A 25,525-nucleotide genomic window follows, 5' to 3' on the forward strand; every position below is an offset into this window, starting at 1 on the left:
TCACATCCTGAACACGCCGAAGCGTGTCTCCTCGATCTCGGCGTTGAGCGCGGCGGACAGGCTAAGCGCCAGCACCTCGCGCGTCTTCGCCGGATCGATGATGCCGTCGTCCCAGAGGCGGGCGGACGAGTAGAGCGGATGGCCCTCATGCTCGTATTTCATCAGGATCGGCTTCTTGAATTTCGCTTCCTCCTCGGCGCTCCACTCGCCGCCCTTTCGCTCGATGCCTTCGCGCTTGACCATGGCGAGCACGGTTGCCGCCTGTTCGCCGCCCATCACCGAGATGCGCGCGTTCGGCCACATCCACAGGAAGCGCGGTGAGTAGGCGCGGCCGCACATGCCGTAGTTGCCGGCGCCGAACGAACCGCCGATGATGACGGTCACCTTCGGCACCCTGGCGGTCGCCACCGCCATCACCAGCTTGGCGCCGTCCTTGGCGATGCCGCCCGCCTCGTATTTGCGGCCGACCATAAAGCCGGTGATATTCTGAAGGAAAACCAGCGGAATCTTGCGCTGACAGCACAACTCGATGAAGTGCGCGCCCTTCAGCGCGCTTTCGGAAAACAGCACGCCATTATTGGCGATGACGCCGACCGGCATGCCATGGAGGTGGGCGAAACCGGTAATCAGCGTGGTGCCGTAGTTCTGCTTGAACTCATCGAATTCGGAGCCGTCGACGATGCGCGCGATCACCTCGCGCACGTCATAGGGCTGGCGCAGGTCGGTCGGGACGATGCCATAGAGCTCATCCGCGGGATGAAGCGGCTGATGAGCTTTCTGTAAGCTCAGGCTTACAGCCTTGTTCCGATTCAGGTTCTTGATGATGCGCCGGCAAATGGCGAGCGCGTGTTCGTCGTCCAGCGCATAGTGATCGGCGACGCCGGAAAGCCTGGTGTGTACATCCGCGCCGCCCAATTCCTCGGCGCTGACGTCTTCGCCGGTGGCCGCCTTCACCAGCGGCGGTCCGCCGAGGAAGATGGTCGCCTGGTTGCGCACCATGATCGTCTCGTCCGACATCGCCGGCACATAGGCGCCGCCAGCGGTGCAGGAGCCCATGACGCAGGCGATCTGCGGAATGCCGGCCGCCGACATGTTGGCCTGGTTGTAGAAGATGCGGCCGAAATGCTCGCGGTCGGGAAAGACCTCGTCCTGGTTGGGCAGGTTGGCGCCGCCGCTGTCGACCAGATAGACGCATGGCAAATTGTTCTGCAGCGCGATCTCCTGCGCGCGCAGATGCTTCTTCACCGTCAGCGGATAGTAGGTGCCGCCCTTCACCGTGGCGTCGTTGACAACGACCATCACCTCGGTGCTCTCGACGCGGCCGATGCCGGCGATCAGGCCGGCCGACGCAATCTCCTCGCCATACATGGACCATGCCGCGAACTGGCCGATCTCGAGGAAGGGCGAACCGGTGTCCAGCAATTGCGCCAGGCGTTCGCGCGGCAGCAGCTTGCCACGACCGACATGGCGATCGCGGGCCTCATCCGAGCCGCCGCGCTCGACTGTCCTGGCCTTTTCAGCGATGTCGGCAACCAGCGCGCGCATGCGCTCGGCATTGGCACGGAAGGTTTCGGAGGAGGGCGAGATCTGGGTTTGGAGGATAGCCATGCTACACCCCCTCCGCCATGATCTCGCGGCCGATCAGCCAGCGACGGATCTCGCTGGTGCCGGCGCCGATCTCGTAGAGCTTCGCGTCGCGCAAAAGCCGGCCGGTCGGATAGTCGTTGATATAGCCGTTGCCGCCAAGCAGCTGGATCGCGTCGAGTGCCATCTGCGTCGCTTTCTCGGCGGCGAACAGCACGCATCCAGCTGCATCCTTGCGGCTGGTCTGGCCGCGGTCGCAGGCGGCGGCGACGGCGTATACGTAGGCACGCGCGGCGTTCATCGCCGTATACATGTCGGCAAGCTTGCCTTGCACCAGCTGGAATTCCCCGATCGGCTGGCCGAACTGCTTGCGCTCGTGAACATAGGGGATCGCTACGTCGAGGCAGGCCGCCATCAGGCCGATCGGGCCGCCGGCAAGCACGGTGCGCTCATAGTCGAGGCCGGACATCAGCACCTCGACGCCGCGTCCTTCCTCGTGCAGCACATTGTCGAACGGCACCTCGACGTCCGAAAAGACCAGTTCGCCGGTGTTGGACCCCCGCATGCCGAGCTTGTCGAGTTTCTGCGCCACCGAAAACCCCGGCATCGCCTTTTCGACGATGAAGGCGGTGATGCCGCGCGATTTCCGGTCCGGGTCGGTTTTGGCGTAGACGACCAGCGTTTCGGCATCCGGGCCGTTGGTGATCCACATCTTGGTGCCGTTGAGCACATAGCGATCATTGCGCTTTTCGGCGCGCAGCTTGAGCGACACCACGTCGGAGCCGGCGCCGGGCTCCGACATGGCCAGCGCGCCGACGTGCTCGCCTGAACATAGCGGCGGCAGGTATTTTTCCTTCTGTGCCGGCGTTGCCCAGCGGTTGATCTGGTTGACGCAGAGATTGGAGTGGGCGCCGTAGGAAAGGCCGACCGATGCCGAGGCCCGTGAGATTTCCTCGACCGCGATCACGTGGGCGAGATAGCCCATGCCGCTGCCGCCGAAATCGGGATCGGCGGTTATGCCGAGCAGGCCAAGAGTGCCGAGTTCTCCCCATAGATGCGCCGGGAATTCGTTCTCGCGATCGATGTCAGCGGCTATCGGCGCGATTCTGTCCTGGGCGAAGCGGCGCACCAGGTCGCGCAACGCCTCGACGTCCTCATCATGCCCGAAGCTGAGCGTGTTCGTGTACATGCCGTTCCTCCCCGGTACCAACGCCGATGTTCGCGCCGACCAGGCGCATTGTCATCGAAAGGTATGTCTGCGTGACCTCGGCGATCGACAATCGCTCGCCCGGCCGGAACCAGACGATGACGCCGGTCATCATCTGGATCAGAGCCATGGCCGTCAGGCCGGTGTCCTCGATGCGGAAAATACCCGCCTCGGCGCCATCGCGCAGGATCGAACGCAGGTCCTTTTCGTAGGCCGTGCGCATGCGCAGGATCTGTGTCAGCCTGTCGGGCGACAGGCTGCGCAATTCCATGTTCGACACATGCGTGGCGTGGCGGCGCCCGATATGAAAGGCGATGTGGTTGCGCACATAGGCGGCAAGCTGCCGCACCGGATCCGCGTCGGCCGGCCTGGAACGCTCCCAGGCCTCGCGAAGCGCTTGCATATGGTCGCGCATCAGCGTGAACAGCAGGTCTTCCTTGGTCGGAAAATAGCGATAGAGCGCGGCCGCCTGCACGCCGACCTCGGCGGCCAGCTGGCGCATCGACATTGCTTCATAACCGTAACGCGCAATCAGGGTGGCCGCCGCTTCACGGACTGCCGCTTCGGTTCGCTCGCCGTGTGATCCTGTGGTGCGCGCCATCGTCGCCTCGTTGACGGCAGAATAATAAAACAAACGTTCAATTAATTCAAGTGGGCGGAAATCCGCCTATGCTATGATTCTGAAATCTCCAGGCGTAGTCCAGGTCGCCAATTCGTCCACATCGATCCGCGAGACGGATGCGCCCGGCGGGCCTTGCCGAAGCCGTTCAATCATGGCCGCAATCGCCGCGTCGGCGCCGGTAAGCCATGCCGTCACCGAGCGGTCTCTTTCGTTGCGCACCCAGCCCAACAGCCCGAGCCTTGTCGCTTCATCGCGCGTCCACGCCCTGTAGCCGACCCCTTGGACCGTGCCGTATATGTGCGCCTGCACTGCCCTTTTCCGATCATTCATGGGCTCGCTCCCGTTCCATAGAGTCTGGCGCAGCATCGAACGAAGGCAACGGTTGAAACGGTGACCGCGATGAAAATCGAGGGCCTCCGTTCCAAATTCTCTGCCGCCGGCCTGACCGAGATGTGTACCGGTCCCGCGCCACTCCGGCCGCGCGTTCTTTCGCTCACCGCGCGCGGCCAGGCCGCGCTTGCGGCACTTCATGCGGCCACGGATCGTGATCTCGCCCGCCTGACCGCGGGCTTGAATGACAGGGAAGCCGCGGAATTGTCGGATGTGCTGGCGCGTGCCGGGCATCTGCTCGGCGCCGCGATGGCTCCCGAGCGCCGCGACGTGCCCTAGTTTCCGCGCGCCGCTGCCAAGGCGCCAGGCAATTCCTCGGCGAAGATGTCCAGTTCGTGGGCGAGACCGACGCTGACGCGGATGCAGTGGTCGAGCCGTGGCGCCATCGGCTTGCGGATGAAGACGTCGCGCGACAACAGCCCCTGCAGCACTTTCAGGGCGAAAGCACCGTCATGGCCGCAGTCGATGGTGACGAAATTGGTCGCCGAGGCGAGCGGCTTCAACCCGTTCTGTTCGGCGATATCGGCAATGCGCCGACGTCCGGCGGCGACCCGGGCCACCACCGTCTCGAGATAGGCCTGGTCGGCGAGCGCCTCGACGCCGGCGATCTGCGCCATGCGGTTGACGCCATAGTGGTTGCGGATCTTCTCGAAGTCGCTGATCACTTGCGTCTCCGCGACGGCATAGCCGCAGCGTATTCCGGCAAGTCCATAGGCCTTCGAAAAGGTTCGCATGCGGATGACGTTCGGCCGCGAGATGTCGATCGGCGGCAGGGCCGAGGCTGGTCCCAATTCGCCATAGGCCTCGTCGAGCACCAGCATGGTGGTTTCCGGCAAGGCTTCGATGAAGCGGATGACCTCGTCGGCTTCCCACCAACTGCCCATCGGATTGTCCGGGTTGGATAGATAGACCAGCGGCGCCTTCTCCCTGACGACTGCCGCGAGCAGACCGTCCAGGCTTTCCCTGTCATTCTCGTAAGGGACGGTCACCAGCCGGCCGCCGACACCGGCAATGTGGAAGTTGAACGTCGGATAGGCGCCGAGCGAGGTGACCACGGCATCGCCAGGCGCCACGTACATGCGCGCCACCAGGCTGAGCAGACCGTCAATGCCTTCGCCGACAACGACGTTCTCGACAGCCACATGGTGATGCGCGGCAGCCGCGACCTTCAGATCGTAATTGTCGGGGTCGCAATACATCCACTGGTCGCGCGCGACGCTCTCCATGCGGACGATCACGCGCGGCGAGGGGCCAAAACTGCTCTCATTGGCGCCGATGCGGGCACGGAAAGCGCGCCCGCGCTCACGCTCCTGCGCTTCGGGACCGACAAACGGCACGGTCGACGGAAGCGCTGCGATGAGGGGTGAGAGGGCAGGGCGCACAGGCATGTCGGAAGCTCGCTTCGAAGGGACCTTCTTGCTAACGCGCCGGCTTATTAGGTGCAAGTTGCTCGCAGGCAGCAATTTGTCATGCTGGATTCGGCCGTGTCTTTTTGGTAGCCAGACACGATGAACAATCGTCTGCCGCCTGCCTGGTCCAAGCATCTGAAAACTCCGTCCGGACCGAAAAACCCGCAGTCGAAAATCGCCGAACCCAAAGCGGGGTCGCTATCACACGCGCAGGCCGATGACGCACTGCTCAGGCGGGCGGTAGAACTTCATCGGGCAAATCGGTTGCCGGAGGCGGAGGCGCTGTGTCAGCGTGTATTGGCTCATGCCCCGCGACACCCCCTTGCCTTGTATCTGCTTGGAACCTTTGCGCTCGGGCTGGATGACGAGATGGCCATTCGCTGTTTTGAGCGAGCGGTAAAGGAGGCACCTCAAAATCCGCATTACCATCTGACCCTGGGTGAAACCTATTTGAAAGTCGGCGAGCATACGGATGCAATCAGGCATTTCGAGCGTGCTTGCGAATTGAAGGCCAACTGGGTCGAGGCGCTTTGTGCGCTGGGCCGCGCCTACACCGGATTCGGCAAAGCCGACCTCGCGGTGCCCCTCTATGAGAAAGCGCTCAAGATCGATGACGGCCGTTCCGCTATCCGAATAGGGTTGGCCAACGCGCTTGTAAGCCTCGGCCGGATGGATGAGGCGGCAAACTACATGAAAGAGGCGATCGCCCGTGGCCAGGATGTCGCCGCTGCTTACAACGGCCTGGTCGGTATACGAAAATTCAAGGAAGAGCCGACGGAGTTAAAATCCATTCTGGCTGAACTGAAGAATCCGGCGCTTGATAACAAAAGTATACAACAACTCCACTACGCGGCCGGGAAGGTGCTCAACGATATCAGGCGCTATGAGGAGGCGATGGGCCATTTTCAGCAGGCAAAGCGCTCGACCCGCGGCTTTGACCTTGAGGCTTACCGCCGCGGCATCGATTTCTTGATCGAACTGTTCAGCCCCGAGATGTTGGCCGCCAAGACAGGACATGGAAGCTCTTCGGAAGTGCCTGTCTTCGTGCTTGGCATGCCACGTTCAGGCACCACTTTGACCGAGCAAATCTGTGCGAGCCACCCCGATGCTTATGGCGCTGGCGAGCTGACAAAACTCCGGCGCATCACAAACAGTCTCGCGCCCAAAACGCGCTCGCCCGAAGAATTGCGAAGCTCGATCCTGACCATGACGGTGAATCAGTCGAAGGCTTTGGCTGAAGACTATCTTGCCCATATCCGTCAACGGTCCCCCAACGCCCAGCGTATCGTCGACAAATTGCCGCATAATTTCGAACTTATCGGCCTTATAAGGCTTCTGTTTCCCAAGGCACGCATCATTCACTGCCGTCGAGATGCTATCGACAACTGCCTCTCGTGTTATTTCCTGGGTTTCAATGACGACAATAGTTATACCGCGGATCTCCATATGCTCGGACTGTATTATCGCGAATACGACCGGCTTATGCGGCACTGGGATAAGGTCTTTCCAGGCCAAATGCTTGAGACCCGCTATGAGGACATGGTCTCCGACCAGGAAGCGCAATCGCGCCGCTTGATCGACCATCTGGGGCTGCCCTGGGACGACGCCTGTCTGCGGTTCTTTGACAAGCCAGGTTCGGTGAACACGTTTAGCCGCTGGCAGGTTCGACAACCGATCTACACCTCGTCTGTCAATCGCTGGAAGGGCTATGGAAGTTCAATCCTGCCGCTGATTGAGGCCCTTGGAGACTTGGCTGAGACTTAGTCTGGCACGCTTGCGCCGGAACGATGTCGAGATTTGGCCGTGGCTGCGCGAGACGTCCTGCCCCTCTGGCCTAAATCCGTTAAGCGGGTAGATGCACGCGAGTGCAGGACTGGATCAGATCTGCAGGCGTAGGGGAGTAAGATTTCGGTATCAAATAGTTCTGGCAAGTCTCCAGGCAACGGCCGGTGGTCTATCCCATGCTGGATTCTGTCGGCCGTTTTTGCTAGCGAGGCACGATGAACTCACGGCTGCCCCCAACCTGGTCCAAGCATCTCAAGGCACAGCCAGTGCAAAAGGCCAGACCCTTCGCCCAACCGGCTAAGCCTGGATCGTTGCTTGGGCCAACCGATGACATGCTGCTTAGACAAGCGCTGGAACTACAGAAAGCCGGACAGCTGCCGGAAGCCGAAGAACTCTGCCATCGTGTTCTGACGCGCTCGCCCAATCACGCGCTTGCCCTCTACATTCTTGGCACGCTGGGGCTCGGTTTCGACGACGAACTGGCGATCAAGTATTTCGCCCGCGCGGCAGCGAAGGAGCCGAACAATCCATACTATCAGCTCAGTCTGGGGGAGGCCTTTCTAAAGGTCGGCGATTATCCGCTTGCGATTCATCATTTGCAGCGTGCCTGCGAGCTGAAGTCGGATCTCACGGATGCCCTTCGCCGGCTTGGCGAAGCATATTTCATGTTCGAAAAGGCCGACGTGGCTGTGCCGCTCTATGAAAAAGCGCTCGAAATAGAGCCCGACAACGCATTCGTCCGGATGGCCCTTGCGGATACTCTCGTTGCCCTCGGCCGCATGGACGAAGCTACGGTCTACCTGAAGGAGAGCATAGCTAGGCGGATCAGCGTGCCATCCTCCTACAATACGCTTGTGGCGGTTCGAAAATTCTCCGCCGAACCGCCTGAACTCAAAGCCATTCTGGACGAGCTTCAAAAAACGGCGAATCCCGCCGATGCGCCGTATCAGCTTCATATGGCCGCGGGTAAGGTCTTGGATGATCTTGGTCGCCACGATGAGGCCATGGACCATTTTCTTCGAGCCGCAACGAACAAGGGGTTCGATTTTGACATCGAATCCTATCGTCGACAGGTGGATGCGTGGATCGAGCTCTTCAATCCGGAGTTCTTCGCGGCGAGGGCGGGATATGGTGATCCATCCGAAACGCCTGTATTCGTGCTTGGAATGCCGCGTTCCGGCACAACGCTGACGGAACAGATCTGCTCGAGCCATCCCGATGTCCACGGCGCGGGGGAACTCTCCAAGCTGAGGCGAATCGCGGTTGTCAACGGTTTCAAATTGCAGCCAGGGCGCCCGTTGGGGCGGCCGGTCATATCGATGACGCGACCGCAATCCATGGCGCTCGCCAGCGAATATCTATCCAGCTTGCGTCTCAACGCGCCCGACGCATTGCGTATCGTCGATAAGATGCCTCACAATTTCGAACGTTTGGGCCTCATCGCCCTTCTCTTCCCTAACGCACGGATTGTTCATTGCGTACGCGATCCCGTCGATAATTGTTTTTCTTGCTTCACCTCGAATCTCAACGATGCGCATCAGTATAGTTCGAATCTTGCAGTGCTTGGGCTCTACTACCGCGAGTACGATCGCCTCATGCGCCATTGGAAGTCGCTTTTTCCGGGACGCATTTTCGAGAATCGCTATGAAGACCTTGTTTCCGACCAGGAGGGGCAGTCACGTCGGCTTGTGGAGCATCTTGGTTTGGAGTGGAACGATGCCTGCCTCCGTTTCTTTGAAAGGGCTGGCTCCGTTAGAACACTCAGCCGCTGGCAGGTTCGTCAGCCGATTTACAAATCATCGGTCAAGCGTTGGAAGCACTACGAAAGCAGGCTCCGGCCATTGATCGATGCCTTGGGGGATCTGGCTGAAGGCTAGCCTTTCTCAGTTGCTCGAACTGACTTCCTGCGCGCGACAAACAGGCCCCCTACCTGCGATAGTTGCAAGCGGCTTAAAAGAACCCGGCGGTTGCCCGCCGGGTTTTCGATTTCGCCTAGGCGACTGATTAGAAGTCGCGCTGGAAGCGGAGGAGACCGCCGACATTGTCCTTCTTGGTCGCGTTGACCCACACGGACTGGTTGTCGATGGCACCCTGACCGACGCGCTGCCAGTCGACTTCGGCCGTAACCGTAAGGCCGGGAACGACGGTGTAGGCAACGTTCGCCGCGACACCGAGGTTCTTCCAGTCGTCATACGACGCCTGGAGGTTGAACGCGGTCTTTTCGTTGAACTTGTAGGTGCCGCCGCCCCACGCTGCCCAGTTGCCGCCCCACTGCTTGTAGAAGCCGCGGCCGAGCGCATCGATGTTGTTGGTCGGGTCGTTGAGATTGTTGTCCGAACCATAGCCGACCATAGCGAACAGCGACAGTTCGTTGGAGACGTTGACATCCAGGCGAACCTTGCCGGCGACTTCTTCGTAGTTGCTGTCATAGGCAACGACGCCGGTGATGGCGCCCCAGCCCTGCGTCCACTTCACACCGCCGACGACATGCGGGACATAGCTGTCGATGGTGCCAACCTCACCGGAGCCTTCTTCCAGCGAGACCACGGCCGAGAAGCCGTTTCCAGCGTCGAAGTAGTATTGGATGACGTTGGTCTGGAAATTGCCGTAAGGGACGATCGTGTCGTTGATGACGTTACCGGCGTAGCCGATGAACGTATCAAAGGCTGATTCGTCAGCGCCGACACGCAGACCGCCGAGCTGGATCCAGGCAAATTCCAAGGCGCTGGTCTTGTTGCGCGCCTGCCAGCCGTCGCCGCCAGCGTTAGGGTTCGCTTCGGTGTTGCCTGCGAGACCAGGGGTGCCATAGTCGCCGTAGCTGTTGCCGAAGTTGATGCGGTACTCAGTGTAGGTCTTCAACGTACCGAGTTCGGTTTCCTGGCCGGTCCAGGTCTTCAGCGTGAAGCGGGTCTGCTTCCAGTAGGTCGAGTCGTCATCACCGTGCTGGTGATCCGTGACGTGATTTACGCCATCGAACGAGCCGCCGTCGCCCACGCCGATATCCTCACGGATATAGCCGCCGACGCGCAGGCAGGTTTCGGTGCCGGGGATGTAGAAGTAGCCAGCGCCGTAGACGTCGCAGATCTTGACGTATTCAGCGGGCTCCGGCTCGGCGACGACGACGGCGTCGGCGGCGCGCGCACCGGAAACTGCGATCAGGGCCGCAGCGGAGCCGAGAAGAAGGCTCTTGATGTTCATTTTCTGACCTCCAGTCAGAATCGCGAGCGAAGGCCGACGAAAAGCTGCCAGGAGAGCCGCTTTCCTTTTTATTTCAGGTAGATAATATGGTGGCGGTCAGCGAGGCGCGGTCTGCAAGAAACGCTTGGTCGCGAAAGCCTTGCCCGATCCGGTCTTGAAATATCTCTCGAGTTGGCGAGCGTTGGCCTCGGTTTCGACCGCGATGTAGCTCTTCAAGGCTACGGGCAGGTAGGCCTTTGTCGATGGAACATTGCCCAATCGGTGCGATTCGGTGCGGCGTCGAAGGTCGTTTGTCGATCCGACATAGATATCGCCGTTACGGAGCTCCAGGAAATAGACGTACCACATGGTCCCCCTAAGCTACTTCGTAGCTTCGGGCGACACTCCTACGCCCAAATGCGGTTCCGGGTGGCCTGCCACCCAAAGCCCGCAGGGCGTAGGGTGGCGGAGAGGATGGGATTCGAACCCACGAGAAGCTTTTGACCTCTACTCCCTTAGCAGGGGAGCGCCTTCGACCACTCGGCCACCTCTCCGTTGAGGCGCTGGATAAAGAAAAGCGCCGGCACAATCAACAAGCTCGCGTCATTAATATGGAAAATAACGGCGCGCCGGCGCCGCGGATTTTCCGCGATGCGGCGGTTATGCGGCAAATCCCTGGCCGGTGACTCGCGGCCTCGCCATGATTCCGTCGGCCGAGTGCCGGATTCGGCCGGAAATAGCCGGCTATGGCGGGCCTGATGGTTAACGAGAGCTTTCTGAGTGAGGCCAAATCGTGTCATTTGTGCAACAACGCTGGGGGATAGCAGCCGAACAGCCCTTTCGCCGGTACGATCGTTGTTGAACGCCGCCGGCTCATGGGTAATGTCGGTTTCGAGGAAGCGGCGCGGTGCGCATCTTTTTCGGTAGTGGGGATGGGGCAGGGAACGCTGTCCTTCAGCAAAGAATACCCAGACCCGTTTTTTAACTTTTGACTGGAGGTCAGAAAATGAACATCAAGAGCCTTCTTCTCGGCTCCGCTGCGGCCCTGATCGCAGTTTCCGGTGCGCGCGCCGCCGACGCCGTCGTCGTCGCCGAGCCGGAGCCCGCTGAATACGTCAAGATCTGCGACGTCTACGGCGCTGGCTACTTCTACATCCCCGGCACCGAAACCTGCCTGCGCATCGGCGGCTATATCCGTTACGACATCGGCGTGGGTGATCATGGTGCGTTCGGTGGCGCCCAGAACGTTCCGGACCACATGGACGATGGCGATCACGACACCTACTGGAAGAACGCCCGCTTCACGCTGAAGACCTGGACCGGCCAGGAAACCGAACTCGGCACCTTGAAGACCTACACCGAGACCCGTTTCAACTTCGGCAACAGCTACGGCAACTACGCGGATCCGGATGGTACCGGCCCGCTGACTGGCGGCGACGGCTGGCAGGCACACAACAAGCCGGTTTCGCTGAACTTCGCCTGGATCCAGCTCGGTGGTCTCCGCGTCGGTAAAGACGAATCGGCCTTCGATACGTTCATCGGCTACGCCGGCAACGTCATCCAGGATACGATCGTCCCCTACGGCAATTTCGACACCAACGTCGTTCAGTACTACTTCGACGCCGGCAACGGCTTCTCGGCCGTGGTCTCGCTCGAAGAAGGCGCTGGCGACGACACGATCGACAGCTACGTTCCGCATGTCGTCGGTGGTCTGAAGTGGACCCAGGGCTGGGGCGCTCTGACCGGCGTCGTCTCCTATGACAGCAACTACGAAGAAGTTGCCGGCAAGGTTCGTTTGGACGTCAACGTCTCCAACGAACTGTCGCTCTGGATCATGGGCGGCTATGGCACTGACGATAACCTCAACGATTTTGGTACGGGCCGCGGCTTCTACAAGCAGTGGGGCGGCAACTGGGCAGTGTGGGGCGGTGGCACCTACAAGTTCAACGAGAAGACCTCGTTCAACGCTCAGATCTCGTATGACGACTGGAAGAACCTCGGCATCGCGGCGAACATCGCCTATGACGTGGTTCCCGGCTTCACGGTCACGGCCGAAGTCGATTACCAGAACGTCGGCGGTGCTGACGACCTGTCGCAGGGCTGGGTCGGCGCCGACAAGAAGAGCAACATCGCGGGTATCCTCCGCTTCCAGCGCTCCTTCTAAGGGCTGGTTCCTTACAGGTGAAATCCAGCCCGGGCGCACAAACGCCCGGGCTGTTTTTGTTTCGTGACTGGGTCAACGCAAACGAAGGAAGAGGGGGAATCGGTAGCTGAACAGATCCGTAGGCTGGTCTCGTGGGATCCGCGGTCGGCGGGTGAGATCACAACTGCGTGATTTAATCTCTTGAAAGGACGCTCCCAAGCGGATAGGGCTGATCCCAATCCACTCGGGGGAGTGACGGATAATGACCAACGAAGCGATTCAAGAGGGATACCCCTCTGATCAGTTTTCGACGTTTTCTTCTCAGAACTCGAAGATCAACTACACATATAATAAGATAAGAGAAGTAAAGTCATACCGGGTCGGAGAGCTTTTTTCAGCTTATCGAGACATATTGTGGGATGATGGGCGACATAAATATAATGTCAGCTCCTTCATCGGCGAGATAGACGAGATCCTCCTTGGGGAGCGTTTCAGCGCCTTTGACCAGAGTACCCTGGACAACCTTATCGGCACCTTGCGCCAGCGCGGCAACAGCAACGCGACCATCAATCGAAAGATGGCTGCTCTCAGCAAACTGCTGCGCAAGGCTTACAAGATGGGAGATATCCACAGCTTGCCCGAGTTTCGCCGCCAGAAGGAGCGGGCGGGACGAATTCGTTTCCTCGAGAGGGAGGAAGAGGCAAGGCTGTTTGCCGCTATCAAGAGCCGCAGCGAGGATGCTTACCGGCTTTCCGTCTTCCTGGTCGACACCGGATGCCGCCTCGGAGAGGCGCTCGGGCTGATCTGGAACGATATCCAGGAACATCGCGTCTCCTTCTGGATCACCAAGTCCGGTCGCAGCCGCACCATTCCGATGACCGAGCGGGTCAAGGAGGTCATCAAGCTGCCTCCGGCCGAAGGGCGCCGGCCTAAGGGGCCGTTCACCAAGCTCAGCCAGGCACAATTTCGCGCCATCTGGAACGATGCCAAGGCGGAAGTCGGCCTCGGTGCCGACGACCAGGTCGTGCCGCACATCCTGCGCCACACCTGCGCTTCGCGTCTTGTCCAGGGCGGCATCGACATCCGCCGCGTTCAGATGTGGCTTGGCCATCAGACCTTGTCGATGACCATGCGCTACGCGCATCTGGCCACCAATGATCTCGATGGCTGCGTTGTCGTGCTGGAGAAGCCTCGCGGCGAGCAACCGGCCGGCAACGCGGAAAGCTCTCTGTTTTCGTCGCCGGTGACGACGCCGTCGGCGAAGCGGAAGCAGGCGGATGAGGGCGCTTCGGCGAAGGCGCCGCCAAAAGCGACCCGCAAAAGCTCCAAGGCCAAGTAGTTCCGACAGCTTGCCTTTGCTGCCGTAACAGCCCCGGGATCTGATCTGGTCTTGGGGCTTATTTGCCGCTTATTGCCTCTCGGCGCGATCGAGAAAAACAGCAACGGCGCTGGGCAGGCTGCCGGTCTCTAGGAAAGGCGCGTGGCCTTGGCCCTCGACCGTGATCGCCTCGAGGTTTGGGTGGCGCTTCTTCATTTCTTCAAGCGTCTCGACGGACAAAAGTCTCGAGTTGGCGCCGCGTATGACCAGCATAGGCATGGCGGCCAGCGCCTCGAATTGCGCCCACAAATCCGGCAGTTTCTTGCTTAGGTCGAGGGCGGCGAGCGTTTCAACCAGCCTCGGGTCGAAATCCGGCATCAGCCCCTGATCCGTCTGGCGATAGAGCGCTGACGCCATCCGCTCCCAATCCGCCGAAGCGAGGGCGGGAAAGTCGCCGCCATGCGTGTCGCGCTGGGCATCGACAGTCTTGGCACGGCTCTTCGGTTTTGGCGTGGGATCAAGATAGGTGAGGATATGGGCAAGGCCGGCGGCTTCGATCACTGGCCCGATGTCGTTGAGCACGACGGCTTTCAGTGCCGCCGGCTGCATCGCGCCAAGCACATGGATGATCAGCCCGCCGCGCGAGGTGCCAATGAAGTCCGCCTGATCGATGCCGAGCGCCGTCAGCCCGGCAAGGATGTCCCCCGCCTCGACGCCGACATTATAGTGACTGACATCGGGATCGTAGGCCGACTGTCCGCGTCCGCGATAGTCGAAGGCGATGACCTTGCGCGCCAAGGCGGATCGCGTTGAGAGATAGAGCGCCAGCTCGTGAAAATCCCGCGCATTACGTGTCAGGCCAGGCAGGCAGACGACCGGCCAATGTGCGGAATTCGCTTTGCCATAGACGCGCGCGTGAAGTCTCAGCCCATCTGGCGCGGCATAGAAGAAGTCGGAGAAACCTGGGTTGCTCGACATGGGACGGGTTCTCTAGCCGAAGGGATCGTCCACGTCTGCTATAGACGGAGCGCGGGAGGGTCAAATGGGAAAGGCTCCTCCTTCTCCTCACGAAGGAAGAGCAAAAACTTCAACTCCGCCCGTTCACGAGATCGCCGACGATGTCGTACTTGCCGGAGATACGCATCTGGTAGACCTCGTAATTCTCCATCACGCGCTGCACGTAACTTCTTGTTTCCGTGTAGGGAATCCGTTCGATCCAGTCCACCACCGCATCGATGTCCTTGCCGCGCGGGTCACCATATTTCGCCACCCACTGGCCGGCCCGGGCCGGGCCGGCATTGTAGCCCGCGAAGGTCAATACGTACGAGCCGTTGAAGCGATCCAGCTGTTCGCCGAGGAAGGCCGAACCAAGCGTTGCATTATAGGCGGCGTCGGTTGTCAGCCTGGTCTGCGAAAACTGCAATCCAGCCTTCTTCGCCAATTGCCTGGCGGTTGCCGGCATCAGCTGCAGCAGCCCGCGCGCGCCGGCACTGGATATGGCCCCGATATTGAATTCGCTTTCCTGGCGGGCGATCGCGTAGGCCAGGGCCTTGCCGGAACCGGAAATATTGGCCGAATCGGGGATGACGCCGAGCGGATGCGACAGCGCTCCGACGTCGATGCCCCGCGCTCCGGCGATCTTGCCGATTTTCAGCGCCATGAAATGGTTGTCCTGCTTTTCCGCCAGGACGGCGAGCAGCGCCAGTTCACCCGGACTGGTCAACTGGCCGGCAAGGTCGCGGTAGAGCGTTTCGGCATAGCGGTCGTAGCCCGCCTCCTGCAGTCGCTTGATGGCGGAGACGGCCTCGCGGCCGGCAAAGCTCTGCCGGTCGGCGGCACTTGGCTGGGGATAGACGATGTTGAGCGCCTGCCGGCCGACACGTTCGGCGGCGAGCTGGCCGTAAAACGTGGTGCCGTAGGTCGCCGCACGTCCAAAATAATCCTTGGCATTGCCGGGGCCTCCGACTTCCGCCGCGCGGCCGAGCCAGTAATAGGCGCGCGACAGGGTCATCGGTCCCTGGGCAAGGTCGGCGATGCGCGCGAAATGCGTCGCCGCGAGCTTGGGATCGTTCAGGCCACGCAGCGCGTACCAGCCGGCATGGAACTCGGCTTCCGCCGCATTGGCCGCGCTTTCGGCGGCATGCGTGGCGACTATCTTGTATGCCGTCTTCATGTCGCCCTGGTCGACCAGTTCGCGCGACAGCACCCGGCGTTCGACCCACCAGGCATCCGGATCGACCAGGGAGTCACGGTCCGCCGGCGCCTTCATGACAACCGCCGCGGCGCCCGCAAAATCCTGCTGCTTGCGCAGATACTCGGCCTGCGCGAAGAAATAGCCGGCCGAACGCTGCGCCGCCGGTACCGCCTTTAGGAGGTTGGCGGCATTCTTGTCGCTCCTGTCGGCCGCCGCCCAGGCGTCGGCAAGCTGCTGGGCGCCGGCGAGGCCGGCGACACGCAAGGCGGAACTCACCCGGTCGGCATAGAACATGCGCTCCATGCGAAAACGGTGGTCGGCGGCAGGAACAAGGCTGCCGAACTCCTTGATCAGAGCCGTCTCGTCCTTGGCCTCCAGGATCGCGGTGCGCCAGAACGGCGACAGCACCGATCGCGCCGCCTTGGCGTTGCCGGACGACACATAGGCGCGCGCGAGAACCATCACGCCTTCGAATGTCTGCGGCTGGCTGCCGTCGAATGCCTTGACGACGACATCCGCCGCCGGGTTTTCGCGGTAGAGCGCGCGCTCGCTGTTCTTGCGCAAGGCGACGGTGCCCGGCCAGTTGGGCAGCATCTTCGCGGCCGCCGCGATGTCGCCGCTCGGAACCTTGTCTCCGCCGTAAAGCGCGATCGCCCAGGCCAATATGTGCTGGTCGAGCGATTGTGCGGGCAGTGCATCACGCACGCCGCGCGCGCCGGCAATATCGCCGGCCGCCAGCGCATCCAGCCCACTTTTCAACCGCGCGACGCTGGGTGAGGGGGCCTGTTGCGCCTTGTCCTGTACACCAGGCACCGGGATGGCCGAGGTGACCCGCACATCGACGCTGCCGCTGATCGCCACGCCGGGCATCAGCGCGGCGACGGCGCCAAGCAGCGCGAAGAGATGGGGCCGACTGGTCGGCATGATCGCGTGTCTTTCCTTAATCCAGTATTTTACCGGCGGCGAAGAAGCCTTGAAGCCTAAACTTAGGTCGTGAAGGGCTCGTAAACAAAGGGTTATCGAGGCCGTTCGAATTACGCTTGCTGGCACCATGGCAATGCTTGCCGCGCAACAATGTCGAGACTATGGTGCGCGGCTTCGCTTTCGGTTAGAAGGCGCGCACCACGAAACACCGACGCATGGCGCCCAAAAGTGGATACCGGTTTTGGGGTAACGACATGCATAACCAACAAAGTGCATGGCGCCCAAAAGTGGATACCGGTTTTGGGGGTAACGACATGCATAACCAACAAAGTGCATGGCGCCCAAAAGTGGATACCGGTTTTGGGACAGCGACATGCGTGAACCGAGAAGTCCCAAGGAGTTGGACGACATGCTGAGAGGCTCGCTTACCGCGCTCGTGACACCGTTCGAAAAGAGCGGGCGTTTCGACGAGAAAGCCTTTCGCGCGTTCGTCGACTGGCAGCTTGGCGAGGGCACGACAGGCCTGGTTCCTGTCGGCACAACGGGCGAGTCGCCTACGCTGTCGCATGACGAGCATCGCCACGTCGTCAAGGTCTGCATCGAGGTGGCCAAGGGCCGCGCCCCGGTTGTTGCCGGCGCCGGTTCCAACAACACCGAGGAAGCCGTCGGGCTCGTGCAGTATGCCGAAAAGGCCGGCGCCGATGCTGCCCTGGTCGTAACGCCCTATTACAACAAGCCGACACAGCGCGGCCTCTACGAGCATTTCGCCGCTGTCGCCCGGGCGACCAAGCTGCCGATCATCATCTACAACATTCCGCCGCGTTCGGTCATCGACATGATGCCGGAGACGATGGGCCGGCTGGCGCACGACTTCAAGAACATCGTCGGCGTCAAGGACGCCACCGGCAAGGTCGAGCGCGTGTCGGAGCAGCGCATGACCTGCGGCAAGGATTTTATCCAGCTTTCGGGTGAGGACGCTTCCGCACTGGGTTTCAACGCGCATGGTGGTGTCGGCTGTATCTCGGTGACCTCGAACGTCGCGCCACGGCTCTGCGCCGAATTCCAGGAAGCAACGCTTTCGGGCGACAGTGCGAAGGCGCTGGAGCTGCAGGACCGTCTCTTGCCGCTGCACAAGGCGATCTTTATCGAGCCCGGCGTATCCGGCGCGAAATATGCACTGTCGAAGCTGGGCAAGGTCGAGAACGTGCTGCGTTCGCCGCTGGTGACTGTCGAGCCGGCAACGGCCGAGAGGATCGATGCGGCCATGAAGCACGCCGGCTTGATCAATTAGCGAGCCCGTTTGGGAAGTCTGCTCCCGCGGTCATCTGAAGGCGCCACCTGCGCTTCCGGTGTTCCCGTACTATATGTACGCTCCGCTCCGGTTCTCGGTAGCACCATCATCTGACTCGCGGGAGCGGGTTTCGAAACGGACTCTAGACCTCATGAACCAAGTCAGAAAAGCCGATCCCAACAACAAGACCGTTGCCGAAAACCGCAAGGCGCGGTTTTCCTATGAGGTGCTCGACACGATCGAGGCCGGCCTTGTGCTGACCGGAACCGAGGTCAAGTCGCTGCGTCAGGGCCAGGCCAACATCCAGGACAGCTATGCCTCGGTCGAAGGCGGCGAGATCTGGCTGATCAATTCCTATCTGCCCGAATATCTGCAGGCCAACCGCTTCAACCACGAGCCGCGCCGCCGCCGCAAACTGCTGCTCAACAAGCGCGAAATGGCCAAGCTGTCGCAGAGCGTGGACCGCGAAGGCATGACCCTGGTGCCGCTGAAAATCTATTTCAACGACCAGGGACGCGCCAAGCTGCTGCTTGCCGTCGGCCGCGGCAAGAAACTGCACGACAAGCGCGAGACCGAAAAGCAACGCGACTGGTCGCGCGAAAAAGGCCGGCTGCTGAAGGAGCGCGGGTGATCGGGAGATAGCCTGGAAAGCCAACGGTCGGGTTTTCAACGCCGAACAACCGGCAAGTCCAACAGGGGTGGTCTTGAAGAAGCGGATTGTTCTCTGGGGCGCGGCCAGTCTTGCCCTGGCATGTGTCATTGCTGTGGGAGGAGTGGCCTATTTCCGCACCTACTCTCCCGACCGCGACCGATATCCGGTCAGGGGCATCGACGTCTCCCATCATCAGGGCCGGATCGACTGGCGGCGTGTTGCCGCCGATGATGTGGCTTTCGTCGTCATCAAGGCGACTGAAGGCGGCGACCATGTCGACGACGCCTTCGCCGGCAATCTGCGCGAGGCCCGCGCCGCCGGCCTCGCCGTCGGCGCCTATCATTTCTTCACCTTCTGCCGGCCGGGCGCCGACCAGGCGAGGAATTTCATCTCGGTGGTGCCGCACGATCAGCCGCTGCTGCCGCCCGTGGTCGACATCGAGTTCGGCGGCAACTGTCCGCGGCGTCCGTCGCCCGAACAGTTGAATGCCGAACTCCAGGCCTTCCTCGGACTTGTCGAGGCGGCATTCGGCAAGCCGGCGATCGTCTATCTTACGGATGAAGCCGAGGCCGCTTATGCCGGGCAAATCGCCGCTCGCCCACTCTGGCTACGCTCACTGCTCATGGAACCGGACCGTCGTGACTGGATCTACTGGCAGTACCACAACAAGGGGCGCGTGAACGGCATCGAGGGGGACGTCGATCTGAACGTTTTGCAGGGCGGGCCGGAGAAGTTGGCGGCGCTGCTCGCCTCCACACCTTGATGAACAGGCCCGATCCGATGCCGGTCCCGTTCTTCGGCAGCCTGCCATGCCCCTGAAACCATTCACGATCCAGCTGATGTCGAGACAGCCAGATTTTCCCTGGTGCTGCGTCGACCCATCGCCGAATAACCCATCCCGGCGGCCATGATGGCGATGGCCACGCATTGGATAGCCAGCGGGGTCTCGCCAAGCACGACCATGCCGACCATCACGGTGGCGACCGGCACACCCGGCAGGAACAGCGATGCAGCCTGTGAGCCCAATCGGTCGACAATGTAAGTGTAGAGGAACATTGCCGCAGCGCCCGCGAGAAGACCTTGAATGACGATCTGGCTGGCGATTTCGGCGCCTGCGGCGGCATGGAGGCCGCTTGGCGCCAAGACATAAAGAAGTGGCAGCGGCAGGCAGGACAAAAGCACGACGCTCGCGGTCGCCGTGACCGGGTCGACACGCCATCGCTGCACAAGAATGGCATATGTGGAAAACATCGCGCCCGATCCGATAAACAGCAGGTCCCCGAACAGGACATCACTGGCGCCGGTGCGCGCCGGTGCTATGAACAGCAACAAGCCGGCGATGATCGTGACGACACCGATGATCCGCCGACGCGACGCGCTTTCCCGGAACAGCGACAATAGGAACGAGAAGAACACGATCGAGGCCGGGCAGAGCGCCGCGGCATGGGCGGCGGGCGCGTGGGTTAGACCCCAGTTGATGATCAGCGGATAGGGCAATCCGGCCAGTGCAGCCAACGTCAGTCCACGCCGCCAGCCCAGCGCCTTCATGGTCGCCAGGCCGCGTCTCCAGACGATCGGCAGGAACACCGCGCCGGCACCTGCAAAGCGCAGGCTGGCCATGTCGGTGGCCGTCAGATGCTCCCTGAGGCTGAAGCGGGCGGCGACGAACTGCGCCGCATAGATGGCGATCATGACAAGGCCGGCGATCACCGCCAGTCTTGTGTCTCCCGTGTCTCGTCCGTCCGCCATGTCAGTTCCGCCGCATGTTCATGCCGCCAGGAGGAGACAGCCCCCGACCTTGCGATGAAGCGCAGCCTATGGTCGAAATGGTCGCGACAAAATACGCTGTTTTTTAGAATTTGAAGTGTAATTCACGCAAATAGGAGGACTTGAACGTGAATCCTGAACCAGTCGACCTGGACGCCGTCGACCGCAGTCTTCTGCGACTGCTGCAGGAAGATGGGCGCCGCACCACGCTCGACCTGGCAGCGCGCGTCGGCCTGTCACCGACCGGCGCCAGCCAGCGCGTGAAACGCCTGTTTCGCGACGGGTTTATCACCGCCGTCAGGGCGGTGCTCAATCCGGCAAAGATTGGCCGCGGCATGCTTGTCTTCATCGAGGTGCGGCTCGATCACGCGGCCCCGCATATCTTTGACCGCTTCGCCGAGGCGGTGGCAAAGGCGCCCGAGGTTCTGGAATGCCATATGGTCGTCGGCGGCTTCGACTATCTCGTGAAGGCCCGCATTGCCGAGATGGCCGACTATCAGGACTTTCTCAAACGCGTCATCCTGCCGCTGCCCGGGGTGAAGGAGACACATACCTATGCCTCGATCGGCGACGTGAAGCCGGATGCCTTGCTGCCGGTGTGAGCTCGCACCGCAGACCGCACGGTATCCGAGAGCTCAGTTCTTCAGGAATGCCGCGATCTCGCCAAACACCCTGACGAACATGTCTTCGGTCAACACACCGGTATTGGTGTTGTAGCGCGAGCAATGGTAGCTCGAAAACAGCATGATGCCGTCGGCTTCCAACTGGCCGCCATGTTTGAACGGATAGGCGGCGACGCGCCCGCCCAGTGCCCGCACGGTCGACTGGTGCGCGATCGATCCCAGCGCCAGCACGGCGCGCAGGTTGGGAAAGCGAGCGATCGTCGGCACCAGGAATGTCCGGCAGGTGGCGATCTCGGCACCGACCGGCTTGTTCTCCGGCGGCACGCAGCGCACCGCGTTGGTGATCGCAGTGCCGAGGAGTTCCAGCCCATCATCGGGCCGCGCCTTGAACTCGCCGCGTGCGAAGTTGTGGGCAATCAGTGTCGAATAGAGCAGGTCGCCGGCATAGTCGCCGGTAAAGGGGCGCCCGGTGCGGTTGGCGCCGCGCAGGCCAGGCGCCAGACCAACGATCAGAAGCTGGACGGTATCTTCGCCACCCAGTGGCAGGAAGGTCGGCACCGGCGCGTTGAACCATGACGGCTCGCGCTGCCGCCATTCGGCGATGAAATCATGCAGCCGCGGGCAGAGCGGGCAATCGCGGCTGGGTTCGGAAAGTGAAGGGGCGGTCAAGTCGACCGGCCTCAGTAGTCGTCCTCGTCGACTTCAGCCGGTTCGGGCCGCCGTGCCGGTCGTTCGGAGGGATCGCGGCCGACTTCGTTCTTCAGCGTCGCTAGGTCGATGAAATGGTCGGCCTGCCGGCGCAGGTCGTCTGAGATCATCGGAGGTTGCGAGGCCATGGTCGAGACGATCGACACCTTGCGGCCACGCCGTTGCAGCGCTTCGACCAGCGTTCGGAAATCACCGTCTCCGGAGAATATGACATAGTGGTCGACGACATCGGCGAGTTCCAGCGCATCGACGGTAAGCTCGATGTCCATGTTGCCCTTGATCTTGCGGCGGCCGGTCGAGTCGGTGAATTCCTTGGCCGGCTTGGTGACCACCTTGAACCCGTTATAGTCGAGCCAGTCGATCAGTGGCCGGATCGAGGAGTATTCCTGGTCCTCGACCAGCGCGGTGTAATAGTAGGCGCGCAACAGGTAACCGCGCTTGTGAAAGCTCGCCAGGAGCTTGCGATAATCGATGTCGAACCCGAGCGCGCGCGATGTGGCGTAGAGATTGGCGCCGTCGATGAACAGGGCGATTTTTTCACGAGGGTCGAACATGGAAATAATCCTTTTCGAAAAAACGGCCGTCTAAACGAAATGCGGTAGCGACTATCGGTCAGGCTCTAATAACCGGCCGACCTTGGACCAATCGAGATAACGCCAGTTTGGTGGCAATCCAAGGGCATGTGGCGCACTGCAAGCAATTGTGATCGTGGCGCCGAACCCTGGACCCGGCTGCTTTGCTAGATCGGGAGTTCGATATTGGGATTGAGTGCCCTGTGGGCCCGCATTGCCATGATGCTTGTATTTTGGCGCCGTTCGGGTTATGGACCGCGCCTGTTTTCCATCAAATCCAGGCATGAAAGGGGCAGTCCATGGCCCGCGTAACCGTTGAAGATTGCATCGACAAGGTCGACAACCGCTTCGAGCTGGTGCTTCTGGCCGGCCACCGCGCCCGTCAGATCAGCCAGGGCGCGCAGATCACCGTCCCGCGCGACAACGACAAGAACCCCGTCATCGCACTGCGCGAGATCGCCGACGAGACGCTGTCGCCCGATGATCTCAAGGAAGATCTGATCCATTCGCTGCAGAAGCATGTCGAGGTCGACGAGCCCGAAGCCGATGGCGAAGTGATCGCCGATCAGACCGGCGGCGCTGTTGCGGCCGCCGAAGCCGACGACGCCGAGGAGAACGTCACCTTCGACCGGATGACCGAGGAAGATCTCCTGGCTGGCATCGAAGGCCTGGTGCCCCCGGAAAAGAGCGACGACTACTAAGCCCTCCGTTCCGGCGGTCGCTGGAACAATCTTCCGGCACTTCCGTCCCGGCGGTTTCGTGGCTATCTAGTACCAACTGTCGCAAATACCAGATGCAGCTTTGGCCGCACTTGGCATAATGCGTGAATCTGGTATTTGCGACAGTTGGTACCGGCATGCGCCGTACAACAGTGCGGCGCATGATTCATTTCATCGCCGAGAGATTTAGCCCATGATGCGTCAGTATGAGCTTGTCGAGCGCGTCCAGCGCTACAAGCCTGACGTCAACGAGGCGTTGCTCAACAAGGCCTATGTCTACGCCATGCAGAAGCATGGTCACCAGAAGCGCGCTTCCGGCGATCCCTATTTCTCGCATCCGCTCGAAGTCGCCGCTATCCTCACCGAGATGCACATGGACGAGGCGACCATCGCCGTCGCCCTGCTGCACGATACCATCGAGGACACGACGGCGACGCGGGCCGAGATCGACGATCTGTTCGGCCCCGAAATGGGCAAGCTGGTCGAGGGCCTGACCAAGCTCAAGAAACTCGACCTCGTCTCCAAGAAGGCCGAGCAGGCGGAGAACCTGCGCAAGCTTTTGCTGGCGATCTCGGAAGATGTTCGCGTGCTGCTGGTCAAGCTCGCCGACCGTTTGCACAACATGCGCACCCTCGATCACATGCCCGAGGCCAAACGCCTGCGCATCGCCGAGGAGACGATGGATATCTACGCGCCGCTGGCCGGGCGCATGGGCATGCAAGGCATGCGCGAGGAGCTGGAAGAGATCGCCTTCCGCTTCATCAATCCGGAAGCCTACCGGGCCGTCACCGCGCGGCTCGCCGAGATATTCGAGCGCAACAAGGGCGTGCTGACCGACATTGAAAAGGCGCTGTCGGCCCTGTTTGAAAAGCACGCCATCAACGCCGGCGTGAAGAGCCGGCAGAAGAAGCCATGGTCGGTGTTCCGCAAGATGGAGGCCAAGGCGCTGTCCTTCGAGCAGCTGTCCGACATTTTCGGCTTCCGTGTTGTCGTTGACAGCGTCGAGGACTGCTATCGCGCGCTGGGTGCCATCCACACCACTTGGTCGATGGTGCCCGGCCGTTTCAAGGATTACATCTCGACCCCGAAGCAGAACGACTACCGTTCGATCCACACCACCATCGTCGGGCCTTCGCGCCAGCGCGTCGAACTGCAGATCCGCACCCGCGAGATGAACAAGATCGCCGAATACGGCGTCGCCGCCCATTCGATCTACAAGGACACCGGCGGCAAGACGAACGGCGCCGGCCATGCGATCTCGAAGGAGACCAACGCCTACGCTTGGCTGCGCCGTACCATCGAGCAGTTGGCCGAGGGCGACAATCCCGAGGATTTTCTGGAGAACACCAAGCTGGAGCTGTTCCAGGACCAGGTGTTCTGCTTCACGCCGAAAGGCATGCTGATTGCCCTGCCGCGCGGCGCCACGCCGATCGATTTCGCCTATGCGGTTCACACCGATGTCGGCGACACCTGCGTCGGCGCCAAGGTCAATGGCCGCATCATGCCGCTGATGACGGAACTGAAGAATGGCGACGAGGTCGAGATCATCCGCTCCAAGGCGCAGGTGCCGCCAGCCGCATGGGAATCGGTCGTCGTCACCGGCAAGGCGCGCGCCGCCATCCGCCGCGCCACCAAGAATGCGATCCGCAAGCAGTATTCTGGCCTTGGCGCGCGTATCCTGGAGCGTGCCTTCGAACGAGCCGGCAAGACCTTCACCAGGGAAAACCTGAAGCCCGTGCTGCACAGGCTGGCACGCAAGGACATCGAGGATGTGCTGGCATCCGTGGGCCGCGGCGAACTGGCCTCAACCGATGTCATGAAGGCGGTGTTCCCCGACTACAAGGACGAGCGCGTCACGCCGGCAGCGCCCAAGCAGCGCGAGGAGGGCTGGTCGAAGATCCGCAACGCCGCAGGCATGCTGTTCCAGATACCTGGCCGGGCCGCGCGCAAGGACAAGGACCAGCCAGGCGCCGGCGCCGTGCCGATCCGCGGCGTGCGCGGCGACCTGCCGGTGCGCTTCGCGCCGGAAGGCGCGGTCCCTGGCGATCGTATCGTCGGCATCGTCCAGCCGGGCACCGGCATCACCATCTACCCGATCCAGTCTCCGGCGCTGCAGGCCTTCGACGATCAGCCGGAGCGCTGGATCGACGTGCGCTGGGACATCGACGAGCGCACCAAGGAACGGTTCCCCGCGCGCGTCTCGGTCACCGCCATCAACGCGCCGGGTTCGCTTGCCGATATCGCCCAGGTCGTTGCCTCCAACGACGCCAACATCCATACGCTGTCGATGGTGCGCACCGCGCCCGATTTCACCGAAATGCTGATCGATCTCGAAGTCTGGGACCTGAAGCATCTCAACCGGCTGCTGTCGCAGCTCAAGGACAATTCGAGCGTCAGCGATGCGCGGCGCGTCAACGGCTAGCGATAGCCGACCATGGGG

23 protein-coding genes and 1 tRNA gene are annotated in these 25,525 nt (G+C 61.4%); 11 read left to right on the forward strand and 13 right to left on the reverse strand.

Going from position 1 to position 25,525, the window contains the following annotated elements; genetic code table 11:
- From LB554_RS11100 to LB554_RS11115, 4 genes are all read right to left on the reverse strand, one after another.
- Window positions 1-1,608, reverse strand: a complete 1,608-nt coding sequence (locus LB554_RS11100; RefSeq protein ID WP_224584556.1) for a carboxyl transferase domain-containing protein — start codon at window positions 1,606-1,608, stop codon at window positions 1-3.
- A gap of 1 nt (window position 1,609) precedes the next feature.
- Window positions 1,610-2,773 carry an isovaleryl-CoA dehydrogenase gene (locus LB554_RS11105; protein WP_140618516.1) on the reverse strand — a complete coding sequence of 388 codons (1,164 nt, stop codon included), beginning with the start codon at window positions 2,771-2,773 and terminating at the stop codon, window positions 1,610-1,612.
- The gene (locus LB554_RS11110) at window positions 2,742-3,392 is read right to left on the reverse strand and encodes a TetR/AcrR family transcriptional regulator (protein ID WP_224584557.1); all 651 of its coding nucleotides are present in this window, start codon (window positions 3,390-3,392) and stop codon (window positions 2,742-2,744) included. Before LB554_RS11110 ends, LB554_RS11105 begins: the two co-directional genes overlap by 32 nt.
- Window positions 3,393-3,458: 66 nt before the next feature.
- A complete protein-coding gene (locus tag LB554_RS11115; RefSeq protein ID WP_140663109.1) occupies window positions 3,459-3,743 on the reverse strand; it encodes an acylphosphatase in 285 nt (94 codons plus the stop codon).
- Window positions 3,744-3,812: 69 nt separating this feature from the next.
- Here LB554_RS11115 and LB554_RS11120 point away from each other — a divergent pair, with 69 nt between their 5' ends.
- Window positions 3,813-4,082: a hypothetical protein gene (locus tag LB554_RS11120; RefSeq protein WP_224584559.1), complete on the forward strand. Its 270-nt coding sequence runs from the start codon at window positions 3,813-3,815 to the stop codon at window positions 4,080-4,082.
- Here LB554_RS11120 and LB554_RS11125 read toward each other — a convergent pair.
- Window positions 4,079-5,191, reverse strand: coding sequence for a pyridoxal phosphate-dependent aminotransferase (locus tag LB554_RS11125; protein WP_224584560.1), 1,113 nt, complete (start codon window positions 5,189-5,191; stop codon window positions 4,079-4,081). The genes LB554_RS11120 and LB554_RS11125 overlap by 4 nt on opposite strands.
- 120 nt (window positions 5,192-5,311) lie before the next feature.
- Between LB554_RS11125 and LB554_RS11130 the strand changes: the two genes are divergently transcribed.
- Window positions 5,312-6,976 (forward strand): tetratricopeptide repeat-containing sulfotransferase family protein, encoded by a 1,665-nt coding sequence (locus LB554_RS11130; protein ID WP_224584561.1) that lies wholly within the window; start codon window positions 5,312-5,314, stop codon window positions 6,974-6,976.
- A 236-nt stretch (window positions 6,977-7,212) separates the two neighbouring features.
- Window positions 7,213-8,874, forward strand: coding sequence for a tetratricopeptide repeat-containing sulfotransferase family protein (locus LB554_RS11135; protein WP_224584563.1), 1,662 nt, complete (start codon window positions 7,213-7,215; stop codon window positions 8,872-8,874).
- 127 nt (window positions 8,875-9,001) lie between these two features.
- Here LB554_RS11135 and LB554_RS11140 read toward each other — a convergent pair whose 3' ends face one another.
- From LB554_RS11140 to LB554_RS11150, 3 genes are all read right to left on the reverse strand, one after another.
- Window positions 9,002-10,195 carry a porin gene (locus LB554_RS11140; protein ID WP_224584565.1) on the reverse strand — a complete coding sequence of 398 codons (1,194 nt, stop codon included), beginning with the start codon at window positions 10,193-10,195 and terminating at the stop codon, window positions 9,002-9,004.
- 96 nt (window positions 10,196-10,291) lie between these two features.
- Window positions 10,292-10,543, reverse strand: a complete 252-nt coding sequence (locus LB554_RS11145) for a GIY-YIG nuclease family protein (RefSeq protein WP_140618505.1) — start codon at window positions 10,541-10,543, stop codon at window positions 10,292-10,294.
- A gap of 94 nt (window positions 10,544-10,637) precedes the next feature.
- Window positions 10,638-10,728, reverse strand: a tRNA-Ser gene (locus LB554_RS11150).
- Between the two features lie 452 nt (window positions 10,729-11,180).
- Between LB554_RS11150 and LB554_RS11155 the strand changes: the two genes are divergently transcribed.
- Together LB554_RS11155 and LB554_RS11160 are read left to right on the forward strand one after the other, a co-directional pair.
- Window positions 11,181-12,338 (forward strand): porin, encoded by a 1,158-nt coding sequence (locus LB554_RS11155; protein WP_224525756.1) that lies wholly within the window; start codon window positions 11,181-11,183, stop codon window positions 12,336-12,338.
- 241 nt (window positions 12,339-12,579) lie between these two features.
- Window positions 12,580-13,656 carry a tyrosine-type recombinase/integrase gene (locus LB554_RS11160; protein ID WP_224584567.1) on the forward strand — a complete coding sequence of 359 codons (1,077 nt, stop codon included), beginning with the start codon at window positions 12,580-12,582 and terminating at the stop codon, window positions 13,654-13,656.
- A 69-nt stretch (window positions 13,657-13,725) separates the two neighbouring features.
- Here the strand turns inward: LB554_RS11160 and LB554_RS11165 are convergent, their stop codons facing one another.
- Both LB554_RS11165 and LB554_RS11170 read right to left on the reverse strand, forming a co-directional pair.
- A complete protein-coding gene (locus tag LB554_RS11165; protein WP_224584569.1) occupies window positions 13,726-14,613 on the reverse strand; it encodes an alpha/beta fold hydrolase in 888 nt (295 codons plus the stop codon).
- Window positions 14,614-14,722: 109 nt separating this feature from the next.
- Entirely contained in the window at window positions 14,723-16,753 is a 2,031-nt protein-coding gene (locus LB554_RS11170) for a lytic transglycosylase domain-containing protein (RefSeq protein ID WP_224584571.1), read from the reverse strand.
- Window positions 16,754-17,162: 409 nt separating this feature from the next.
- On the opposite strand from LB554_RS11170, the gene dapA reads away from it, so the two are divergent.
- From dapA to LB554_RS11185, 3 genes are all read left to right on the forward strand, one after another.
- A complete protein-coding gene (gene dapA / locus LB554_RS11175) occupies window positions 17,163-18,044 on the forward strand; it encodes a 4-hydroxy-tetrahydrodipicolinate synthase (RefSeq protein ID WP_140663271.1) in 882 nt (293 codons plus the stop codon).
- 151 nt (window positions 18,045-18,195) lie between these two features.
- Entirely contained in the window at window positions 18,196-18,675 is a 480-nt protein-coding gene (gene smpB, locus LB554_RS11180; RefSeq protein WP_006202221.1) for an SsrA-binding protein SmpB, read from the forward strand.
- 73 nt (window positions 18,676-18,748) lie between these two features.
- Window positions 18,749-19,459: a GH25 family lysozyme gene (locus LB554_RS11185; RefSeq protein WP_224584573.1), complete on the forward strand. Its 711-nt coding sequence runs from the start codon at window positions 18,749-18,751 to the stop codon at window positions 19,457-19,459.
- A 62-nt stretch (window positions 19,460-19,521) separates the two neighbouring features.
- On the opposite strand, the gene LB554_RS11190 is transcribed toward LB554_RS11185, so the two are convergent.
- On the reverse strand, window positions 19,522-20,445 hold the full coding sequence (locus LB554_RS11190) for a DMT family transporter (RefSeq protein WP_224584575.1): 924 nt from the start codon (window positions 20,443-20,445) through the stop codon (window positions 19,522-19,524).
- Between the two features lie 146 nt (window positions 20,446-20,591).
- Between LB554_RS11190 and LB554_RS11195 the strand changes: the two genes are divergently transcribed.
- Window positions 20,592-21,065 carry an Lrp/AsnC family transcriptional regulator gene (locus LB554_RS11195; protein ID WP_015318584.1) on the forward strand — a complete coding sequence of 158 codons (474 nt, stop codon included), beginning with the start codon at window positions 20,592-20,594 and terminating at the stop codon, window positions 21,063-21,065.
- Between the two features lie 33 nt (window positions 21,066-21,098).
- Here the strand turns inward: LB554_RS11195 and LB554_RS11200 are convergent, their stop codons facing one another.
- Together LB554_RS11200 and LB554_RS11205 are read right to left on the reverse strand one after the other, a co-directional pair.
- The gene (locus LB554_RS11200; protein WP_224584577.1) at window positions 21,099-21,755 is read right to left on the reverse strand and encodes a uracil-DNA glycosylase; all 657 of its coding nucleotides are present in this window, start codon (window positions 21,753-21,755) and stop codon (window positions 21,099-21,101) included.
- An 11-nt stretch (window positions 21,756-21,766) separates the two neighbouring features.
- A complete protein-coding gene (locus LB554_RS11205; RefSeq protein ID WP_015318582.1) occupies window positions 21,767-22,348 on the reverse strand; it encodes an NYN domain-containing protein in 582 nt (193 codons plus the stop codon).
- A 317-nt stretch (window positions 22,349-22,665) separates the two neighbouring features.
- Between LB554_RS11205 and rpoZ the strand changes: the two genes are divergently transcribed.
- Window positions 22,666-23,067, forward strand: coding sequence for a DNA-directed RNA polymerase subunit omega (rpoZ, locus tag LB554_RS11210; protein ID WP_015318581.1), 402 nt, complete (start codon window positions 22,666-22,668; stop codon window positions 23,065-23,067).
- 211 nt (window positions 23,068-23,278) lie between these two features.
- Window positions 23,279-25,507, forward strand: coding sequence for a RelA/SpoT family protein (locus LB554_RS11215; RefSeq protein WP_224584580.1), 2,229 nt, complete (start codon window positions 23,279-23,281; stop codon window positions 25,505-25,507).
- Window positions 25,508-25,525 lie beyond the last annotated feature (18 nt).

It is taken from the genome of Mesorhizobium sp. CO1-1-11, assembly GCF_020164995.1.
Classification (GTDB): domain Bacteria; phylum Pseudomonadota; class Alphaproteobacteria; order Rhizobiales; family Rhizobiaceae; genus Mesorhizobium; species Mesorhizobium australicum.